This window comes from Pseudomonas sp. MWU12-2037, assembly GCF_023242345.1.
In the GTDB taxonomy this organism is placed as follows: Bacteria; Pseudomonadota; Gammaproteobacteria; order Pseudomonadales; family Pseudomonadaceae; genus Aquipseudomonas; species Aquipseudomonas gingeri_D.
The window spans coordinates 471411-492202 of the sequence record NZ_JALLIZ010000001.1 but is presented as its reverse complement, the minus strand read 5'-3'; the positions used below and the strand labels follow the sequence as shown (position 1 = coordinate 492202).

Here is a 20792-nt window from a genome sequence, read left to right as displayed (position 1 = left end):
CGGTGGGCCCGAGAGATTACAGATTCCGCAGCGCGGCGACTACTGCGTCGCCCATTTCCTGCGTACCGACTTTAGTGCAACCGGCCGACCAGATGTCACCGGTGCGCAGGCCCTGGTCCAGCACACGGCTGACCGCGGTCTCGATCGCCTGCGCCGCTTCGTGCAGGTTGAAGCTGTAACGCAGCATCATCGAAACCGACAGGATGGTCGCCAGCGGGTTGGCGATGCCCTGCCCGGCAATGTCCGGCGCAGAGCCGTGGCACGGCTCGTACATACCTTTGTTATGGGCATCCAGGGACGCCGACGGCAGCATGCCGATGGAGCCGGTGAGCATCGAAGCCTGGTCGGACAGGATATCGCCGAACATATTGTCGGTGACGATCACGTCGAACTGTTTCGGCGCCCGCACCAATTGCATGGCGGCGTTATCGACGTACATGTGGCTCAGCTCGATGTCCGGGTAATCCTGGGCAACTTGCTCGACCACTTCACGCCACAGCTGGCTGGACGCCAGGACGTTGGCCTTGTCCACCGAGCAGAGCTTCTTGCCGCGCACCCGCGCCATGTCGAAACCGACCCGGGCAATGCGGCGGATCTCGCTTTCGCTGTACGGCAGGGTATCGTAGGACTGGCGCTCGCCGTTTTCCAGGGTGCGGGTACCCCGTGGCGCGCCGAAGTAGATACCGCCGGTCAGTTCGCGAACAATGAGGATATCCAGGCCGGCGACGATTTCCGGCTTCAGGCTGGAAGCATCGGCCAGTTGCGGATAGAGAATCGCCGGACGCAGGTTGCCGAACAGGCCCAGTTGCGCGCGGATCTTCAGCAGGCCGCGTTCAGGGCGGATATCCCGTTCGATCTTGTCCCACTTCGGCCCACCAACGGCGCCCAGCAGCACGGCATCGGCGGCGCGGGCACGCTCCAGGGTCTCGTCGGCCAGGGGCACGCCGTGCTTGTCGATGGCCGCGCCGCCGATCACGTCGTGGCTCAGCTCGAAACCGAGGCTGTACTTCTCGCTGGCCAATTCCAGCACCTTGACCGCTTCGGCCATGATTTCCGGACCGATACCATCGCCTGGGAGAATCAGAATCTGCTTGCTCATGCTTTCCTCATGTCATCTGTCGCCGCGCCCATGGTCACGGGCGCGGCTGGAAAAAGTCTATCGCTCGGCCCACAGCACCAGCACATCGGTACTGAATGAACCATCGGCCTCAATCTCGAAATATTCTCGCACTTCCGCGCCCATTGCCTGCTGCAAATCGCGAATGGCGGTCCGCAACGGTTGTGGGGTGCGCATGCGTTCGACCCAGGAGCCGAACTCCAGGCGCAGGCGCTGACGCTGGGTACTGCGTACGTGCAGCCCGGCCTCGTTGACCTGACGCAGCCACTCGCCCGCCGAATAATCGCGGACATGGCTGGTGTCGCGCAAAACCTCGACGCTTTGCAGGTAGGTGTCGAACAACGGGCTGCCGGGGGACATGACGTCGATGAACGCTGCCACGCCACCGGGCTTGAGCACCCGCCGCACTTCCCGCAAGGCCTGCCCCAGATCGCTCCAGTGGTGTGCCGAGTAGCGGCTGAAGACAAAGTCGAACTCGCCATCGGCGAACGGCAGGCTTTCGGCCGCGCCGCATACCGTGGCGATATTGTTCAGGCCGCGCTCGGCGGCCGCCGCTGCGACCACGTCGAGCATCTGCTGCGAGAGGTCATAGGCGGCCACTTTCTTGACCAGCGGGGCGACATGGAAGCTCACGTGACCGGCACCGCAGCCCAGGTCCAGGACCCGAGCGTCGGAGCGTCCGGCCAGCTCGGCCTGGAGCAGGGCGAATTCGGCGCCCTGGGCGTGCACGGCGCTGCTCAGGTAGGCGCTGGCCTGTTCGCCGAATTGCTTTTGAACGACTGCGGTGTGGGCGTTGCCGGTCATGGGATTTTCCTTTTGCCGAGAGTTCCGTGTTGCCGATCCGGCCTTTTCGCGGGCAAGCCCTGCTCCTACAGTTTTGCGTCGTACACAAAAGCCGCGTACGACATAACTTTGTAGGAGCAGGGCTTGCCCGCGAAGAGGCCGGCCCTGCCTACCCCAAATCAAGCGTCGCGAAACAACCACGGCTGACTGGCCCGGTGCTTGGCTTCAAACGCGGCAATCGCCTCGCCGTCCTGCAAAGTCAGGCCGATATCGTCCAGGCCGTTGAGCAGGCAATGCTTGCGGAACGCATCGACTTCGAAGTGATAGACCTTGCCGTCCGGACGGGTCACGGTCTGCGCCTGCAGATCGACCGTCAACTGATAACCCGGCGTCGCCTCGACCTGCTGGAACAGCTCGTCGACTTCGCTGTCGTCGAGGATGATCGGCAGCAGGCCGTTCTTGAAGCTGTTATTAAAGAAGATATCGGCATAGCTCGGCGCAATGATGCTGCGGAAGCCGTACTCCTCCAGAGCCCACGGCGCATGCTCACGGCTGGAACCGCAACCGAAGTTCTCCCGGGCCAGCAACACACTGGCGCCCTGGTAACGCTCGGCGTTCAACACGAATTCCTTGTTCAACGGCCGCTTGGAATTGTCCTGGTAGGCATAACCCACATCCAGGTAACGCCATTCGTCGAACAGGTTGGGACCGAAACCGGTGCGCTTGATCGACTTCAGGAACTGCTTGGGAATGATCTGGTCAGTGTCGACGTTGGCACGATCCAGAGGCGCGACAAGACCGGTGTGCTGGGTAAAGGCTTTCATGCTGCGCTCCTCAGATCAATTCACGAACGTCGACAAAACGACCGCTCACGGCGGCGGCGGCGGCCATGGCCGGGCTCACCAGGTGGGTACGACCACCGGCGCCCTGGCGCCCTTCGAAGTTACGGTTGGACGTCGAGGCACAGTGCTCGCCGCTTTCCAGGCGGTCCGGGTTCATCGCCAGGCACATCGAGCAACCCGGCTCACGCCATTCGAAACCGGCTTCGAGAAAGATCTTGTCCAGGCCTTCGGCTTCCGCCTGGGCTTTCACCAGACCCGAACCCGGTACGACAATCGCCTGCTTGATGGTCGAGGCGACCTTGCGGCCCTTGGCGATCACGGCAGCGGCACGCAGGTCTTCGATCCGCGAGTTGGTGCAGGAACCGATGAAGACGCGGTCCAGCTGGATATCGGTAATCGCCTGGTTGGCGGTCAAACCCATGTACTTCAAGGCGCGCTCAATGGAACCACGCTTGACCAGATCGGGCTCGCGAGCCGGGTCCGGCACGTTCTGGTCAACCGCCAGGACCATTTCCGGCGAAGTACCCCAGCTGACCTGCGGCTTGATCTGCGCGGCATCCAGTTCGACCACGGTGTCGAACACCGCATCGGCATCGGAGACCAGCTCTTTCCAGGCTTCGACGGCCAAATCCCACTCCGCGCCTTTCGGGGCGAAAGGACGGCCCTTGACGTAGGCCACGGTCTTTTCATCGGCGGCCACCAGGCCCACGCGGGCACCGGCTTCGATGGACATGTTGCAGATGGTCATGCGGCCTTCGACGGACAGGTCGCGAATCGCACTGCCAGCGAACTCGATGGCATGGCCGTTACCGCCGGCGGTGCCGATCTTGCCGATCACGGCAAGGACGATGTCCTTGGCGGTCACGCCAAACGGCAAGGTGCCTTCGACCCGCACCAGCATATTTTTCATCTTCTTGGCCACCAGGCACTGGGTGGCGAACACATGCTCGACCTCGGAAGTGCCGATACCGTGGGCCAAGGCCCCAAAAGCGCCGTGGGTCGACGTATGGGAGTCGCCGCAGACCACGGTCATGCCCGGCAAGGTTGCACCCTGCTCCGGACCGATCACGTGGACGATGCCTTGACGCACGTCATTCATCTTGAATTCGGTGATGCCATATTCATCGCAGTAATCGTCGAGGGTCTGCACCTGCAAACGCGATACCTGGTCGACAATCGCCTCGATCCCGCCCTTGCGTTCCGGAGTGGTCGGCACGTTGTGGTCCGGGGTGGCGATGATCGAGTCGACACGCCAGGGCTTGCGCCCGGCCAGGCGCAGGCCTTCGAAAGCCTGGGGCGAAGTCACTTCATGAATGATGTGACGGTCGATATAGATCAGCGACGACCCATCGTCGCGCCGTTTCACTTCGTGAGAATCCCAGAGCTTGTCGTAAAGCGTTTTGCCGGCCATCAGACGTTTCCTCATCAGCTTGTTTCTATGCCCCGGTTTATTGATGGCTGTTCTCAATAACCCCTTGGCTTGTGAGGTCGATGCTATGGGGTTAGAGTGAATAACTCAAATTCATATTTTTTATGCTTTGGATAACCAAGTGGAATACTAGAATGGACCTGGCCAACCTCAACGCCTTTATCGCCATCGCCGAGACCGGCAGCTTTTCCGGCGCGGGCGAGCGCCTGCACCTGACACAGCCGGCCATCAGCAAGCGCATCGCCGGCCTCGAACAACAACTCAATGTCCGCCTGTTCGACCGCCTGGGCCGCGAAATCGGCCTGACCGAGGCCGGCCGGGCCCTGCTGCCGCGCGCCTACCAGATTCTCAATGTACTGGACGATACCCGCCGGGCACTGACCAACCTGACCGGCGAAGTCAGCGGCCGGCTGACTCTGGCCACCAGCCATCATATCGGCCTGCACCGCCTGCCACCCCTGCTGCGGGCCTTTACCCGACGCTACCCACAGGTGGCACTGGATATTCAGTTCCTCGATTCGGAAATCGCCTACGAGGAAATTCTTCACGGCCGCGCCGAACTGGCAGTCATCACCCTGGCCCCGGAACCCCACAGCCTGGTACGCGCCGTGCCGGTGTGGGACGACCCGCTGGATTTCGTCGTCGCCCTCGAGCATCCGCTGGTCAGCCACGGCCCGGTCAGTCTCAAGGACATCGCCCATCACCCGGCGGTCTTCCCAGGGGGCAATACCTTTACCCACCATATCGTCCAGCGCCTGTTCGAAGCCCAGGGCCTGACGCCGAACATCGCCATGAGTACCAATTATCTGGAAACCATCAAGATGATGGTCTCCATCGGCCTGGCCTGGAGCGTCCTGCCGCGAACCATGCTCGATGACCAGGTGGCACGCATTCCTTTACCGGGCATACAACTGACTCGCCAGCTAGGCTATATCCTGCACACGGAACGGACTCTGTCGAATGCCGCCCGGGCGTTCATGGCTTTATTGGATGCACAGGGTGACAAGCCAGGATTGACCGCATAAGGCAAGCCTGCTTTATTCCAAACAGCTTTTTGCGGCACAACGTTCCTTTCATACCAAGGACAGCTGTAAATGCCCAAGTACGCCAGCCGTATTCCACCCCTGCCACGCATTCATGCACTCGACCCCCAGGTGTCGGAACAGAGCTGGGAAAGCGCCACGCAACTGCTGGCGGCCCTCAATGGCGCGCGCCTCGGAGCCTGGTGCTGGGATATTGAAAGCGGCCAGGTCAGTTGGTCCCGTGGCACCCAGGCGCTGTTCGGCTTCGATCCGCACCAGCCATTGCCCAAGGACATGGACTACCTCGACCTGCTGCCGGTCGAGGACCGCGCGCGCACCCTGCGGGCCTTCCACGCGGTACTGGAAGGCGAGCCCGTCGAACAGGCCATGCATCACCGCATCCTCTGGCCCGACGGCAGCCTGCACTGGCTGGAAATCAATGGCAGCCTGTTGCCGGACAAGAACGGCAAGCCGCGAATGATCGGCGTCATCCGCGAAATCACCCACCAGCGCCAGCGCGAACATGCCCTCAGCAGTTCGGAAAAGCGCTTCGCCACCCTGTTTCATCTATGCCCCAACATGGTGCTGCTGACCCGCGAGGAAGACGGCCTGATCAGCGAGGCCAACCAGTACTTCGAAAGCCTGTTCGGCTGGCCGGCGCTCCAGGTGATCGGACGGACTACCGTGGAGATCGGACTCTGGGTCAATCCCGAAGAACGCGAGCGCCTGGTCAAATCGATCAACATCCGCGGCGAGTCAGTCAGCCAGGAGGTGCAGTTTCGCGCCAGCAACGGCAAAATTCATGATGGCATCCTCTGTGCCCAAAGGGTCGAACTGGAAGGCCAGGCCTATCTGCTGAGCACCTTTCTCGACACCACCGAACGCAAGAATGCCGAGCTGGCCCTCAAGGACAGCCAGGACCGTCTCGACCTGGCCCTGGACTCGGCGCAACTGGGCACCTGGGACTGGCATATCCCCAGCGGCATGCTCTATGGCTCGGCGCGCGCCGCGCAGTTGCACGGCTTGGAGCCACAGCCGTTCCATGAATCCTTCGACGCGTTTTTCGACGGCGTGCCCGCCAGCGAACGCGAAAGCATGCGCAACGCGTACCGCAGCTTGCGCGAAGGTCCGGAAGGCAGCTATCAACTGACCTATCGGGTACAGTTGGAAAACGGTACCTCGCGCTACCTGGAAAGCCGCGCCCGCCTCTACCGCGACGAGCAGGGCAACCCATTGCGCATGGCCGGCACACTGCTGGATATCACCGAACAGGTGGAGCGCGAACAGCGCCTGGTGGCCTCGGAAGAGAAATTCGCCAGCCTGTTCCAGGCCAGCCCCGACCCGATCTGCGTCACCCGTCACGAAACCGGGCAGTTCATCGAGATCAACCCGGCCTTCACCCAGGTGTTCGGCTGGAACATCGATGAAGTGCGCAATCGCAGTGCCGAGCAGATCGGCCTGTGGGACGACTCGGCCAAGCGCCTGCAACGCATCCAGCAGGTGATCCGCGACCAGGCCCTGAACAATGTGGCGGTGATCGTTCACCACAAGCGTGGCCACGCCCTGACCTGCGTGATCGCCAGTCGGCAGATCGTGGTCGAGGGACAACCGTGCATCGTCACCACCTTGCGCGACATCACCCAGCAACAGCGGGCCGAGGCAGCGCTCAAGGCCAGCGAGGAGAAATTCGCCAAGGCCTTCCACTCCAGCCCCGACGCCATCACCATTACCGAGCGCGACAGCGGCCGCTACCTGGAGGTCAACGACGGCTTCTGCCGGCTGACCGGCTACACCAGCGGCGAAGTCATCGGCAGAACGGTGTATGAAATCGGTGTCTGGGCCGATCACAAGCAGCGCAGCGCCCTGCTGGCGGAGCTGAAGGAAAAGGGCCATGTCCCGCACCGCGACATGCTCGGGCGCAACAAACGCGGCGACGTGCTCACGGTCGAGGTGTCGGTCGAACCCATCATCCTCAATGAAACCGCGTGCCTGCTGCTGACGGCCCGGGATATCAGCCAATTGAAGAACGCCCAGGCGCAGATCCGCCACCTGGCCTATCACGACCCGCTGACCAACCTGCCCAACCGCGCCCTGCTGATGGACCGCCTGAGCCAGCAGATCGCCCTGCTCAAGCGCCACAACCTGCGCGGCGCCCTGTTGTTCCTCGACCTGGACCACTTCAAGCATATCAACGATTCCCTCGGCCACCCGGTGGGCGACACCGTGCTCAAAGTGGTGACCGCTCGCCTTGAGGCCAGCGTGCGCACCGAGGACACCGTGGCGCGCCTCGGCGGCGACGAGTTCGTGGTACTGCTCAGCGGCCTGGACGGCTCACGTAGCGAGGTCACGCACAAAGTCCGCGAGCTGGCGGACACCATTCGCGAGCTGCTGGCCGAACCGATGTTCCTCGACGGCCAGCGCCTGCAAGTGACCCCCAGCATCGGCGTGGCGCTGATTCCCGATCACGGCACCACCCCCGCCGACCTGCTCAAGCGCGCCGATATCGCGCTGTACCGGGCCAAGGATTCCGGTCGCAACATCACCCAGCTGTTCCACAGCACCATGCAGAAAGCCGCCAGCGAGCGCCTGCGCATGGAAAACGACCTGCGCCAGGCGCTTTCCCGGGGTGAATTCAGCGTGCATTTCCAGCCCCAGGTGGACGCCCGCGACAACAGCATCATCGGCGCCGAAGCCCTGGTGCGCTGGCACCACCCGGAACTCGGCGCGCAATCGCCGACCGAGTTCATCAAGGTCCTGGAAGACAGCGGGCTGATCCTTGAAGTCGGCACCTGGATTCTTGACCACGCCTGCGAGGCCTTTGGCTTATTGCTGGGCGACGGCCTGATCACTCATGCCTTCAGCCTGTGCGTGAATATCAGCCCGCGGCAGTTCCGCCAGACCGATTTCGTCGAACGGGTGGAACGTACACTGACCCGCTACAACATCCCGTCCTCGATGCTGAAACTGGAAATTACCGAGGGCATCGTGATCCAGAACCTGGAGGACACCATCAGCAAGATGCGCCGCCTGAACAAGCTCGGTGTCAGTTTTGCCATGGATGATTTCGGCACCGGCTATTCGTCGCTGACCTACCTCAAGCGCCTGCCGGTGGATGCCCTGAAGATCGACCAGTCGTTCGTGCGCGACGCGACCCACGATCCCAACGACGCGGAAATCATCCGTGCCATTGTCGCCATGGCCCGCAGCCTGGGGCTGACGGTGATTGCCGAGGGGGTGGAGTTGCCGGAGCAACTGGTGTTCCTGGAAGGCTTGGGTTGCCATCTGTACCAGGGTTACCTGCACAGTCGGCCGCTGCCTTTGGAGGAGTTCAAAAAGCTCCTGATCTGAGTGCACCAAACAAAGAACCCCGCCGTGGCGGGGTTCTTTTTCAGCGGACTGGCGCTTAGTGCTGCAGTGCCGGCTTTTGCCCTGCATTAATGGCAATGCGCTTTGGCTTGGCCTCTTCCGGCACGACCCGCAGCAGGTCGATATTCAACAGACCGTTGCTCAGGCCGGCGGCCTTGACCTCGATATGGTCGGCCAGGCGGAAGGACAGTTTGAACGCACGCTGGGCGATGCCCTGATGCAGGTAGCTGACGTTTTCAGCCAGGGCGTCACGTTTGCCGCCACTGACGGTCAGTACGCCTTTCTCGACCTGCAGTTCCAGGTCTTCTTCCTGGAAACCGGCGGCGGCCACGACGATGCGGTACTCGTCATCACCATGCTTTTCAACGTTGTAGGGTGGATAGCTGCTGCCCGGTTCGTTGCGCAGTGCGGTCTCGAACAGATCGTTGAAACGATCGAAACCGATGGAAGAACGGAACAGCGGAGCCAGCGAAAATGCGGTAGTCATGTCAATCTCCTGAAATTCAGCGAGTGGTTTAGTCCGCGACCCGAATTCGGCATCGCGTACTCCCTAGATAGGAACTCGCCCAGGCATTTCAAGAGATTGTCGTGAAAATTTTCAGGCCGCTTCAGGCAACGGCACATTCAACAGGCGCCCGACCGCCGCGCAATCGGTCTCACGGCGCAGGTGAGTGAACAGCTCCACCGCCTCCGGATAATTGCGCGTCAACATCGCCAGCCACTGCTTCAAACGACCCGGCGCCTGGCGTGGCGTCAGCTGCGCCTCTGCCTGCACCCAGAAGTCACGCAACAGCGGCAGCAGCTCGGCCCAGGTCATCTCCACGACTTCTTCGCCGGCCCGCGCCGCGGCGATCTGCCGAGCCAGGTCCGGACGCGAGACCAGGCCGCGACCGAGCATGATGTCCTCGGCACCGCTGATCTCACGGCAGCGCCGCCAGTCGTCCACCGACCAGATATCACCATTGGCGAACACCGGCACCTTGACCACTTCCTGCACCCGCGCCACCCATTCCCAATGGGCCGGCGGCTTGTAGCCATCGACCTTGGTCCGGGCGTGCACCACGATCTGCGATGCGCCACCTTCAGCCAGGGCCGTACCGCAGACCAACGCCCCATCCGGGCTGTCGAAACCCAGGCGCATCTTCGCCGTCACCGGGATATGCGCCGGCACCGCGCGCCGCACCTGCTCGACAATGGCGTTGAGCAACTCCGGCTCCTTGAGCAGCACCGCCCCGCCCCGGGACTTGTTCACGGTCTTGGCCGGGCAACCGAAATTCAGGTCGATCACCTGCGACCCCAGCTCGCAGGCCAGGGCCGCGTTTTCCGCCAGGCACACCGGATCGGAACCCAGCAGTTGCACCCGCAACGGCACACCCGCCGCCGTGCGGGCGTCGGTCAGCAGTTCGGGGGCGAACTTGTGGTAGTAGGCAGGCGTCAACAGCGAGTCATTGATCCGGATAAACTCGGTGACACACCAGTCGATACCGCCAACGCGGGTCAGCACATCACGCAGGATGTTGTCGACCAACCCCTCCATGGGTGCCAGGGCAATTTGCATGGGTACTCTCATCGGAAAAAGCGGTCATGAAAAAAAGCGACCGGCGAAAAAGTGCGGCAGTTTACGGGGTTCCGGCACAAACCGGTACGCCCTCAGACCGACTGCAGCGCCGGCCCGTAGCCCTCGATAAATTCCGCCGGCATGCGCTTGGGCTTGCCGCTGGACAGCTCGATGCAGACAAAGGTGGTTTGCGCGCGCAACAGGGTCAGGTTGTCGCGGGGACGGACCAGCTGGAAACGCCGCGTCATCTTCAGGCGCTGGTCCCAGTCGACGATCCAGGTCGCCAGTTGCAACTCGTCGCCTTCGTAGGCGGCGGCCAGGTAGTCGATTTCATGTCGGACCACGGCCATGGCCCGATCCAGGCGCCGATACTCGGTCAGGTCCAGGCCCAGGCGCTGCGAGTGACGCCAGGCGCAGCGTTCCAGCCAGCTGACATACACCGCGTTGTTGGCGTGCCCGAGACCGTCGATATCCTCGTCGGCCACCTGCAAATCGAGGATGAAGGGTGTCGCCAGATCCCAACTCATGTACCGCTCCCGGTCAAATCAAAGACCCGGGCAGTGTAACGGAACAACCCTCAGATCACCGCCGTTTTGGCCGCCCGCAGGATTCGGTCGGACAATTCGCCAGGCCCCAGCGCCCGGGCCACGGCCAGACCACCGACCATCAGGGCGATATCGGCCAGGGCCTTGTCGGTGTCCTCGGGGCTGGACGCCAACTGCGCGACCATCAGTTCCACATGCTCGTTCAGGGCTTCGCGAAAACACTCCGGCAGATTACACATCTCACCGACGATCGACGGGATCGGACAGGCTTGCTGGACCGCATCACGGTGCTTGCGCGACAGATAGAAGGCCGCGAACAGGGCACGCCGCTCCTCGCCCGGCAACTGGCTGTCGACCTCGCCCATCTTCGCCCGGCGCTGGGCGAGCAATTGCTTGAACGCCTCCAGCATCAACGCGTCCTTGCTCTCGAAGTGCGCGTAGAACCCACCCACGGTCAACCCGGCGGCGCCCATCACTTCACTGACACTCGGCTCCACCGGACCGCGCTGGATCAGGGCGTTACTGGCCGCCTGCAGGATGCGCTCGCGGGTTTGAGCTTTCTTGTCGTTCATTGCCACCTCCAGACATCACACAGAAAATATTATTCGCATAATATTTTTCCGCAAGACTTTATTTTGACCGCTGGTCCGAGCTATGGGTATTAAAAAATGGATTGCAGGGAGCAAAGGGCCAAACGCCAGACAAACAAAAGGGTCATTCAATAATTGAATGACCCTTATAAAATCCCGCAGAGCGGGCAATCGTGGCGTCCCCTAGGGGACTCGAACCCCTGTTACCGCCGTGAAAGGGCGGTGTCCTAGGCCACTAGACGAAGGGGACACAAACCCTTCTAACATGATCGGCGCTGAGTGCCGATCGCTTCAAGGCCGGTGTGGCCAGACCTTGAAGTGTAAATTGGTGGAGCTAGACGGGATCGAACCGTCGACCTCTTGCATGCCATGCAAGCGCTCTCCCAGCTGAGCTATAGCCCCGGATTTTTCGCCTCGGAGGCGGAACGACATCAACCTGCAACATCGCTTCTGTAAAACTGGCGTCCCCTAGGGGACTCGAACCCCTGTTACCGCCGTGAAAGGGCGGTGTCCTAGGCCACTAGACGAAGGGGACGCAAACCCTTCTATACAACTGATCAACGCTGAGTGCTGATCGCTTCAAGACCGGTGTGGCCAGGCCTTGAAGTGTAAATTGGTGGAGCTAGACGGGATCGAACCGTCGACCTCTTGCATGCCATGCAAGCGCTCTCCCAGCTGAGCTATAGCCCCTCATCGGTGAGGACGGGGCGAATCTTAAGGGCGTATCGGGGAGCTGTCAAACTTATTTTCAAACTTTTTGAAAATTTTTTGTCGGCATAACAACCACTTACCGCCCTGCCCCGGTAAAACCGGGGGGAATACCACCTACTGTGGAATCCTCTACAACCCCGTAGGCACTCAGAACCCGTAACAGCTTGGCTTGCCCGCGAAGCTTTTGACGCCCTCAGGGCCGCCCCTGTCGCTGATCAGCCAATCGCGCCCAGCAGCTTTTCCCATTCCTTGTTTTCTTTCTTCGACACCCCGCCCAGCAAATCCAGGGCCTGGCGCAGACGGAAACGCGTAAGGTCCGGCCCGAGGATTTCCATCGCATCGAGCACCGACACCGAACTGGCCTGCCCGGTGATCGAGGCGAACATCAGCGGCATGGCATCGCGCAGCTTCAACTCCAGGGAGTCGACCACCGCCTGGATGGTCGCGGTGATGCTGTCCTTTTCCCACTGGCGCAAGCTTTCCAGCTTCCACAGGATCAACTGCATCAACTTGCGCACGTCGTCGGCCGAGAGTTTCTTGTGCTCGAACAGCTTGGCGTCCAGCGGCAGGCTGCCGGCGAAGAAGAAGTTCGCCAGCGGCGCGACCTGGCTGAAGGTCTCGACCCGGCCCTGGACCAGCGGTGCGATCTTCATCAGGTACTCGGGGTTCAGCGCCCAGTTCTGCACCCGGCTGGCGAATTCTTCCACCGGCAGGTCGCGCAGCCACTGGCCATTGAGCCAGGACAGCTTCTCGATATCGAAGATCGGCCCGCCCAGGGAAACGCGGGACAGGTCGAAATGCTCGACCATTTCCTCCAGGGAGAACTTCTCGCGCTCGTCGGGCATCGACCAACCCATGCGTCCCAGGTAGTTGAGCATGGCTTCAGGCATAAAGCCCATGCGCTCGTAGAAGGTCACCGAAGTCGGGTTCTTGCGCTTGGACAGCTTGCTCTTGTCCGGGTTGCGCAACAGCGGCATGTAGCACAGCTGCGGCTGTTCCCAACCGAAGTATTCGTAGAGCAGGATCAGCTTCGGTGCCGACGGCAGCCACTCTTCGCCGCGCAGCACGTGGGTGATGCCCATCAGATGGTCGTCGACCACGTTGGCCAGGAAGTAGGTCGGCAGACCGTCAGTCTTCATCAGCACCTGCATGTCCATGCGATCCCACGGGATCTCGACATCGCCACGGAGCATGTCCGGCACCACGCAGACGCCTTCGCTCGGTACTTTCATGCGGATCACATGGGGCTCGCCAGCAGCCAGGCGCCGGGCCACTTCCTCTTTCGACAACAACAGCGCACGACCGTCATAGCGCGGGGTCTCGCCGCGAGCCATCTGCTCGGCACGCATCTGGTCCAGCTCTTCGGCGGTGCAGAAGCACGGGAAGGCGTGGCCCATGTCCACCAGTTGCTGGGTGTATTTCTTGTAGATCTCGCTACGCTCGCTCTGCCGGTACGGACCGTGGGGACCGCCGACATCCGGGCCTTCGGCCCAGGTGATACCCAGCCAGTTGAGGGCATCGAAAATCTGCTGTTCGGACTCGCGGGTCGAGCGCAACTGGTCGGTGTCTTCGATCCGCAGGATGAACTCACCGCCGTGCTGCTTGGCAAAGCAGTAGTTGAACAGAGCGATGTAGGCGGTGCCGACGTGGGGATCGCCGGTGGGCGATGGCGCGATGCGCGTGCGAACGGTGGTCATGGGCGGTCTCGAAGTGGAGATAAAACAAAGGGCGAATGGTAACAGGCACAGCCGTCCGGGCTCCAGTACAGGGCATCCGGCCGAGGGCATATAAGCCAAGCTTCGGTCTAAAAATGGCTCCAGGCCCCGAAAGCCGGGCTTTCTCGGTTACTGGCATTTACCCATTAATCCTGCTGTGCCAGATTCGTCTACCGTAAAATTCACTTACACATTGATGTGTTGCTGCCCATGCCCTCCCAACTCAAGCGTCGACTGTTTATTTTCCTGTTCCTGGTCCTGATGATTGCCCTGGGCTTTTTCGTCCAGTGGTTTTTCAGGGGACGCTTTTATGAAAGCACCGATAACGCTTATGTCCAGGGCGAAATCACCCGGGTCTCCAGCCAATTGGGCGCACGCATTGACGAAGTGCTGGTGGCGGACAACCAGCATGTGGAGAAAGGCCAGTTGCTGGTCCGGCTCGAAGGCGCTGACTTCCAACTGGCCATCGACCGCGCCAATGCCGTCCTCGCCACCCGCGAGGCCGAACGGGTGCAGGCCCAGAGCAAGCTGACCCAGCAAGCCAGCCTGATCGCCTCCGCCGATGCCCAGGTCGCGGCCAGCCAGGCCAGCCTCGGCCGCTCGCAACTCGACCTGAACCGTGCGCAGACCCTGCGCAAACCCGGCTACGTCTCGGAAGAGCGGGTCACCACGCTCTCCGCCGACAACCATATCGCCCGCTCGCAAGTGGCCAAGGCCCAGGCTGACCTGCAAGGCCAACGCCAGCAGGTCACGGCCCTGAGTGCCGAGCTCAAGCGCCTCGACGCCCAGATCGCCAATGCCCGCGCCGACCTGGCCCAGGCCGAGCTGAACCTGACCCGCAGCGAGATCCATGCACCCATCAGCGGCCTGGTCGGCCAGCGCGCGGCGCGCAATGGCCAGTATGTGCAGGCTGGTGCCTACCTGCTGTCCATCGTCCCGGACCAGGACATCTGGATCCAGGCCAACTTCAAGGAAACCCAGATCGGCCATATGCAGCCGGGCCAGCACGCGACGCTGACCTTCGATGCCTATGAGGACACGCCGATCCAGGGCCAGGTCGAGAGCCTGTTCGCCGCTTCCGGCGCGCAGTTCAGCCTGCTGCCGCCGGACAACGCCACCGGCAACTTCACCAAGGTGGTGCAACGCATTCCGGTCAAGCTGACCTTTGCCGCCGACAATCCGTTGCAGGGCAAGATCCGTCCGGGCATGTCGGTCACCGTCAAGGTCGATCTGCGCGACACCCAGCATGGCCGGTGATCAACTGATCCGACCGCTGGGCGAACCGACCCGCCGGGACTGGATCGCGGTGATGAGCGTGATGCTCGGCGCCTTTATGGCGGTGCTCGATATCCAGATCACCAACTCTTCGCTCAAGGATATCCAGGGCGCCCTGTCGGCGACCCTGGAAGAAGGTTCGTGGATTTCCACCTCCTACCTGGTGGCGGAAATCATCATGATTCCCCTCACCGCCTGGCTGGTGCAATTGCTCTCGGCGCGGCGGCTGGCGGTCTGGGTCTCCCTGGGTTTCCTCGGTTCGTCGCTGCTCTGTTCCATGGCCTGGAGCCTGGAAAGCATGATCGTGTTCCGCGCCATGCAGGGTTTCACCGGCGGTGCGCTGATTCCCCTGGCGTTCACCCTGACCCTGATCAAGCTGCCGGACCACCACCGTGCCAAGGGCATGGCCATGTTCGCCATGACCGCCACCTTCGCCCCGTCCATCGGACCGACCATAGGCGGCTGGCTTACGGAGAACTGGGGCTGGCAGTACATTTTCTACATCAACATCCCGCCCGGCCTGATCATGATCGGCGGCCTGCTCTACGGCCTGGAAAAGAAGGAGTCCCATTGGGAACTGCTCAAGAGCACCGACTATGCCGGGATCGTCAGCCTCGGCATCGGCCTGGGGTGCCTGCAGGTGTTCCTCGAAGAAGGCCACCGCAAGGACTGGCTGGAATCGGACCTGATCGTGACCCTGGGCAGTATCGCCCTGCTGAGCCTGATCACCTTCGTGATCCTGCAACTGTCCAAGGCCAATCCGCTGATCAACCTGCGCATCCTGCAGAACCGCAACTTCGGCCTGTCCAGCATTGCCAGCCTGGGCATGGGCGTGGGGCTGTATGGCTCGATCTACCTGCTGCCGCTGTACCTGGCGCAGATCCAGAACTACAACGCCCTGCAGATCGGCGAAGTGATCATGTGGATGGGGGTGCCGCAGTTGTTCCTGATTCCGCTGGTGCCCAAGCTGATGAAATTCATCTCGCCGAAGCTGCTCTGTACCCTGGGTTTCGGCCTGTTCGGGCTGGCGAGTTTTTCCTCCGGGGTACTCAACCCGGACTTTGCCGGCCCGCAGTTCAACCAGATCCAGATTATCCGGGCGCTGGGCCAGCCGCTGATCATGGTGACCATTTCGCTGATCGCTACCGCCTATATCCTGCCCCAGGACGCGGGGTCGGCGTCGAGCCTGTTCAATATCCTGCGCAACCTCGGCGGGGCCATTGGCATCGCTTTGCTGGCGACCTTGCTGGATGCGCGGACCAAGGTCTATTTCGACTATTTGCGCGAGGCGATCGTGCCGGGTAATCCGCAGGTGGCGGAACGCCTGACGATGCTTTCGGAGAAGCTTGGCAGCGACGGCGCGGCGTTGGGCAAGCTGAGCGAGATCACCCATCAGCAGGCATCGATCATGGCCTATAACGACGCCTTCCATTTTGTCGGGATCGCCCTGGGGATCAGCATGTTGGCGGTGCTGTTGACCAAGGCGCTGCCGGCGGGGATCAAGGCTGGGGAAGCGCATTGATCCTGATGACGCCTTCGCGGGCAAGCCCTGCTCCTACAGTTTTGCGTCGAACACAAAAACTGCGTACGACATAACTTTGTAGGAGCAGGGCTTGCCCGCGAAGAGGCCCGAGCGAACAACGCACCTCTCAAAGCCCTTGAGCATTGCGCTCGCGAATCAACTCGATCAACGCCCGCAACCCCGCCGGCACATGCCGCCGCCCCGGGTAATACAGCGACAAGCCGTCAAACGGTGGTGTCCAGTCTTCCAGTACCGACACCAGCGTGCCCGCCGCCAGGTCCGCCGCCGCGTTCCACTGTGTCGCATACACCAGCCCCAACCCCGCCCGCGCCGCCTCCAGCACCAGGGTCGATTCATCCAGGGTCAATACGCCCTGGACATCCACCGTATGGGTCTCGCCATGGCGCTCGAACTCCCAGTGGTAGATCCGTCCACTCGGCAAGCGCAAGCGAATACACCGATGCTTGAGCAGATCGGTCGGCGTCTGCGGCACCGGATGGCGCGAGAAATACTCCGGGCTGCCCATTACCAACAAACGCAACGGCAAGCCCAATGGAATGGCGATCATGTCCTGGGGCACGCTGTCGTGCAGGCGAATCCCGGCATCGAAGCCCTCGACCACGATATCGATCAGCTTGCCCTCGGTGACGATATCCACGTTCATCTGCGGGTAGCGGCGCATGTATTCGACAAACAACGGCATCGCCTGCTTCGCCGCGCCCACGGCGGTATTGATCCGCAAGGTACCGGCGGGAATACCGGCGTGACTGCCCGCCTGTTCCATGGCCGCGCGAATGGTCGACATGGCCGGCGAAATGCTCTCGACAAACTGCGCCCCCGCCTCGGACAACGCCACGCTACGGGTTGTACGGTTGAACAGCCGCGCCCCGATCCGGCTCTCCAACGCCGACACCGCATGGCTCAAGGCCGAGGTCGAGACCTCCAGCTCGGCCGCCGCCGCCCGGAAACTCCGGTGCCGGGCCACGGCCAGTACCGCTTCCAACTCTGTCAGGCCTGATGTGCGCATTATCCCAAATCACTCATTAACCCATGCCGCTTCGTCCGGCTTATCAGGCTAATCCTAGCCGCTTATCCTGACTCACACCACAGACGCACACCTCGGAGCAGCCATGCAACGCATCGACCATATCTATATCAATGGCGCCTTTGTCACGCCCCACGGCGAGGAACTGTTCGACCTGTTCAACCCCGCCACCGGCCAGGTCATCGGCCAGGTGCGCCTGGCGGACGAGCAGGATGCCCATGCCGCGATTGCCGCCGCCAAGGCCGCGTTCCCAGCCTTCTCCCGCACCACCAAGGCCGAACGCCTGGCCATGTTGCAGCGCATGCACGCCGCCATTGTCGCCCGGGAAGACCCGCTCAACGACGCCATCATCGAGGAATACGGCGCCCCCGCTTCCCGCTCGCGCTGGATGGCCCAGCATGCCGCCAGCGTCTTTCTGGAAGCGGCGAAGGTCCTCGAAAAGTACGACTTCAAGCGCCGCGCCGGAACCGCCGAGGTGATCATGCAGCCCCTCGGCGTGGCCGGCCTGATCACCCCCTGGAACAACGACGCCGGTTTTATCTGCGGCAAGCTTGCCGCCGCCCTGGCCGCCGGTTGTACCGCGGTGATCAAGCCCAGCGAGATGAGCGCGATCCAGACCCGTATCGTCACCGAGGCCCTGCACGAGGCCGACCTGCCAGCGGGGCTGTTCAATATCGTCACCGGTCGCGGTGAAACCGTCGGCGCCACGATCAGCAGCCACCCGGATATCGCGAAGATCTCCTTCACCGGCTCCACCCTGGTGGGTAAAAGCATACTGCGCAGCGCTGCCGAGACCTTGAAGCGCGTCACTCTGGAACTGGGCGGCAAATCGCCGGTGGTGATCCTCGACGATGCCGATCTGAGCCAGGCCATTCCCCTGGCCTTGCAGGCCGGTTTCATGAACAGCGGCCAGGCGTGCATCGCCGGGACCCGGATACTGGTGCCGGAGGAGCGTCTGTTCGAAGTCGAAGCCGCCGTAATCCAGGCCATCGACGTGGTCAAGGCCGGTGATCCCCTTGATCCACAGACCACCGTCGGGCCGATGGTCAGCGAAAAACAATGGCAGCGGGTGCAACGTTATATCCGCATCGGCATCGACGACGGCGCCCGCCTGCTGGTCGGCGGCGAAGGCCTGCCCCAGGGCGTGGACAGAGGTTGGTTCGTGCGCCCGACGGTATTCAGCGGCGTGACCAATGAAATGACCCTCGCCCGCGAGGAAATCTTTGGCCCGGTGCTGTCGATCATCACCTACCGCGACCAGGAAGAAGCCATCCGCATCGCCAATGACACACCCTACGGCCTGCAGGCCTATGTGATGTCCGCCAATGTCGAACGGGCCCGCCAGGTCGCCGACCGCCTCGAGGCCGGACGCGTGCTGATCAACACCCTGGCCCACGAGCCGGCGGCGCCTTTCGGCGGCTTCAAGCAGTCGGGAATCGGCCGGGAATACGGGAGCTTCGGGCTCGAGGCGTTCCTCGAACCGAAATCGATTCTGGGGGGAACTCAATAATCGACTCCCCGGCAGGCCGCTGCCTGCCGGGGAGTCGCGTCCATCCGTGACGGCTCAGCGCGCCAGCCACTGCTCGGCGGAAACCACCGTGGCATAACCGAACGCCAGGGAGGCCATAAACGCCCCGTGCACATGGGCCGCCGGCACCGTCAGGCCGTTGAACTCCAGGTCCCGTGAAGCACAGGCATCGTGGATCACCGTGACCATGTAGCCCTGGTCAGCCGCCGCGCGGGTGATGGCGTCGATGCACAGGTGGCTCATGCTGCCGACCACCACCAGTTCCTTGATCTCATTGCGCTCCAGCACCGCGCTCAGTTCGGTGTCGCGAAACGAGTTGACGAAATGCTTGAGTATCACCTGCTCGTCGGCGCGATTGAGGACCTTGGCGTGCAGCCGCGCCCCTTCGGAACCCGGCACAAAGAACGGCGCATCGGCGCCAGCGAACTCATGGCGGACATGCACCACCAGGTCACCCGCCTCACGCGCCGCGGCCAGAATCGCGGCGGCCTTGTCGGCCGCCGCATCGGCGCCGCTCAGGGTCCACTTTCCGCCTGGGAAATAGTCATTCTGGATATCCACCAGGATCAGCGCTTGTACGGACATATCATCTTCCTCGATTAGTGGTGCAGCGTTCGGTTGCTTTGCCTTACCGGATCAAGTATCCAGTTCCCACGGTGTTCCGGGGATTGGCCGGACCGACACTTTCGAGGGGAAAACTGACAATGGACGCGCCCATGGCCGCCATCGACCGCGCCACGCCAACCGACAACGCCGTGGCCGAGATCGGCCTGCTCCTCTATCCCGGCGCGCAGACCGCCGCCGTCCACGGCCTGACCGACCTGTTCAGCGTGGCCAATCGCATGGTCGCCGAACACGGCGATGCGGCCCGGCGGCTGCGTGTCAGCCATTGGGCCACCGGCGCCACGGGCGAGTCCCTCGAACGGATCTACGACAGCCAGCCGGGCATGGACGGCCATCCGGTCGCCGTGGTCATTCCCCCTTCGCTGGGCGATACGCCCTCGCCCGCCGCCCTGCAACTCAGTGCCGCCTGGGTCCGCGAACAACATAGCCACGGAGCGATCATCGGTTCCGTGTGCATGGGCGCCTTCGTGCTGGCGCAGACCGGCCTGCTCGACCAACGCCCCGCCACCACCCACTGGAATTCGGCCAAGGCCTTTGCCGCGCTCTACCCGCAGATACGCCTCGACACCGACAAGCCGATCATCGACGACGGCGACCTGATCACCACCGCCGGGCTGATGGCCTGGGCCGAACTGGGCATGCGCCTGGTCGAACGGCTGCTGGGGCCGGGGATCGCCACGCGCACCGCGCGCTACCTGCTGATCGAACACCGTGACAACAGCGAATGCGCCGGCAACTTTGCGCCGATCCTGGGCCACGGCGACGCCGCGATCCTCAAGGTCCAGCACTGGCTGCAAAGCAGCGGCGCCCTGGAGGTGAGCGTAAATGCCATGGCCGACAAGGCCGGCCTGGAGGAGCGCACCTTCCTGCGCCGCTTTCGCGCCGCCACCGGCCTGCGTCCGACGGAGTACTGCCAGCACCTGCGGGTTGGCAAGGCGCGGGAAATGCTTGAATTCACCAACGGCACCGTCGACCATATCGCCTGGACCGTGGGTTACCAGGACCCCGGTGCGTTCCGTTCGACCTTCAAGAAAATCACCGGCTTCTCGCCCAGTGATTACCGAGGTCGCTACGGCGTCAGGGCGACCTGAGCTCAACCACCGGCAGGGCGATGTCCTAC

The 20792-nt window shown here is 62.4% G+C and carries 17 protein-coding genes and 4 tRNA genes; 6 read left to right on the top strand and 15 right to left on the bottom strand.

Annotation, left to right across the window (positions count from 1 at the left end; translation table 11 throughout):
• Positions 1–16 precede the first annotated feature (16 nt).
• From leuB to leuC, 4 genes are all read right to left on the bottom strand, one after another.
• The gene (gene leuB / locus M5B42_RS02210; protein WP_103497616.1) at positions 17–1099 is read right to left on the bottom strand and encodes a 3-isopropylmalate dehydrogenase; all 1083 of its coding nucleotides are present in this window, start codon (positions 1097–1099) and stop codon (positions 17–19) included.
• Positions 1100–1156: 57 nt separating this feature from the next.
• On the bottom strand, positions 1157–1921 hold the full coding sequence (locus M5B42_RS02205; RefSeq protein WP_248744902.1) for a class I SAM-dependent methyltransferase: 765 nt from the start codon (positions 1919–1921) through the stop codon (positions 1157–1159).
• Between the two features lie 158 nt (positions 1922–2079).
• Positions 2080–2724, bottom strand: a complete 645-nt coding sequence (leuD, locus tag M5B42_RS02200; protein ID WP_103497618.1) for a 3-isopropylmalate dehydratase small subunit — start codon at positions 2722–2724, stop codon at positions 2080–2082.
• A 10-nt stretch (positions 2725–2734) separates the two neighbouring features.
• On the bottom strand, positions 2735–4153 hold the full coding sequence (leuC, locus tag M5B42_RS02195) for a 3-isopropylmalate dehydratase large subunit (RefSeq protein WP_103497619.1): 1419 nt from the start codon (positions 4151–4153) through the stop codon (positions 2735–2737).
• Positions 4154–4305: 152 nt separating this feature from the next.
• Here leuC and M5B42_RS02190 point away from each other — a divergent pair, with 152 nt between their 5' ends.
• Positions 4306–5196 (top strand): LysR family transcriptional regulator, encoded by an 891-nt coding sequence (locus tag M5B42_RS02190; RefSeq protein ID WP_248744901.1) that lies wholly within the window; start codon positions 4306–4308, stop codon positions 5194–5196.
• A gap of 69 nt (positions 5197–5265) precedes the next feature.
• Positions 5266–8541, top strand: a complete 3276-nt coding sequence (locus M5B42_RS02185; protein ID WP_248744900.1) for a PAS domain S-box protein — start codon at positions 5266–5268, stop codon at positions 8539–8541.
• 55 nt (positions 8542–8596) lie between these two features.
• Here the strand turns inward: M5B42_RS02185 and M5B42_RS02180 are convergent, their stop codons facing one another.
• The 9 genes from M5B42_RS02180 to gltX form a co-directional block, all read right to left on the bottom strand.
• On the bottom strand, positions 8597–9046 hold the full coding sequence (locus tag M5B42_RS02180; protein ID WP_103497622.1) for an Hsp20 family protein: 450 nt from the start codon (positions 9044–9046) through the stop codon (positions 8597–8599).
• A gap of 111 nt (positions 9047–9157) precedes the next feature.
• Positions 9158–10117: a tRNA-dihydrouridine synthase gene (locus M5B42_RS02175; RefSeq protein WP_152737392.1), complete on the bottom strand. Its 960-nt coding sequence runs from the start codon at positions 10115–10117 to the stop codon at positions 9158–9160.
• Positions 10118–10209: 92 nt separating this feature from the next.
• On the bottom strand, positions 10210–10644 hold the full coding sequence (locus M5B42_RS02170; protein ID WP_152737391.1) for a thioesterase family protein: 435 nt from the start codon (positions 10642–10644) through the stop codon (positions 10210–10212).
• 50 nt (positions 10645–10694) lie between these two features.
• A complete protein-coding gene (locus tag M5B42_RS02165) occupies positions 10695–11234 on the bottom strand; it encodes a TetR/AcrR family transcriptional regulator (protein WP_248744899.1) in 540 nt (179 codons plus the stop codon).
• 192 nt (positions 11235–11426) lie between these two features.
• Positions 11427–11502, bottom strand: a tRNA-Glu gene (locus tag M5B42_RS02160).
• Positions 11503–11578: 76 nt separating this feature from the next.
• Positions 11579–11654, bottom strand: a tRNA-Ala gene (locus M5B42_RS02155).
• 57 nt (positions 11655–11711) lie between these two features.
• A tRNA-Glu gene (locus M5B42_RS02150) sits at positions 11712–11787 on the bottom strand.
• A 79-nt stretch (positions 11788–11866) separates the two neighbouring features.
• A tRNA-Ala gene (locus tag M5B42_RS02145) sits at positions 11867–11942 on the bottom strand.
• A 236-nt stretch (positions 11943–12178) separates the two neighbouring features.
• Complete coding sequence (gltX, locus tag M5B42_RS02140; protein WP_100942997.1) at positions 12179–13660, bottom strand: glutamate--tRNA ligase; 1482 nt, start codon at positions 13658–13660, stop codon at positions 12179–12181.
• Between the two features lie 228 nt (positions 13661–13888).
• On the opposite strand from gltX, the gene M5B42_RS02135 reads away from it, so the two are divergent.
• Positions 13889–14935: an HlyD family secretion protein gene (locus tag M5B42_RS02135; protein ID WP_248744898.1), complete on the top strand. Its 1047-nt coding sequence runs from the start codon at positions 13889–13891 to the stop codon at positions 14933–14935.
• Between the two features lie 49 nt (positions 14936–14984).
• Positions 14985–16475: an MDR family MFS transporter gene (locus M5B42_RS02130; protein WP_177102602.1), complete on the top strand. Its 1491-nt coding sequence runs from the start codon at positions 14985–14987 to the stop codon at positions 16473–16475.
• 127 nt (positions 16476–16602) lie between these two features.
• On the opposite strand, the gene M5B42_RS02125 is transcribed toward M5B42_RS02130, so the two are convergent.
• Positions 16603–17502, bottom strand: a complete 900-nt coding sequence (locus M5B42_RS02125; RefSeq protein WP_152737388.1) for a LysR family transcriptional regulator — start codon at positions 17500–17502, stop codon at positions 16603–16605.
• A gap of 103 nt (positions 17503–17605) precedes the next feature.
• On the opposite strand from M5B42_RS02125, the gene M5B42_RS02120 reads away from it, so the two are divergent.
• Positions 17606–19030, top strand: a complete 1425-nt coding sequence (locus tag M5B42_RS02120) for an aldehyde dehydrogenase family protein (protein ID WP_248744897.1) — start codon at positions 17606–17608, stop codon at positions 19028–19030.
• 54 nt (positions 19031–19084) lie between these two features.
• Here M5B42_RS02120 and M5B42_RS02115 read toward each other — a convergent pair whose 3' ends face one another.
• A complete protein-coding gene (locus M5B42_RS02115) occupies positions 19085–19633 on the bottom strand; it encodes a cysteine hydrolase family protein (RefSeq protein ID WP_248744896.1) in 549 nt (182 codons plus the stop codon).
• Positions 19634–19764: 131 nt separating this feature from the next.
• Here M5B42_RS02115 and M5B42_RS02110 point away from each other — a divergent pair, with 131 nt between their 5' ends.
• Positions 19765–20763: a helix-turn-helix domain-containing protein gene (locus tag M5B42_RS02110; RefSeq protein WP_248744895.1), complete on the top strand. Its 999-nt coding sequence runs from the start codon at positions 19765–19767 to the stop codon at positions 20761–20763.
• The last annotated feature ends 29 nt before the right edge of the window (positions 20764–20792 follow it).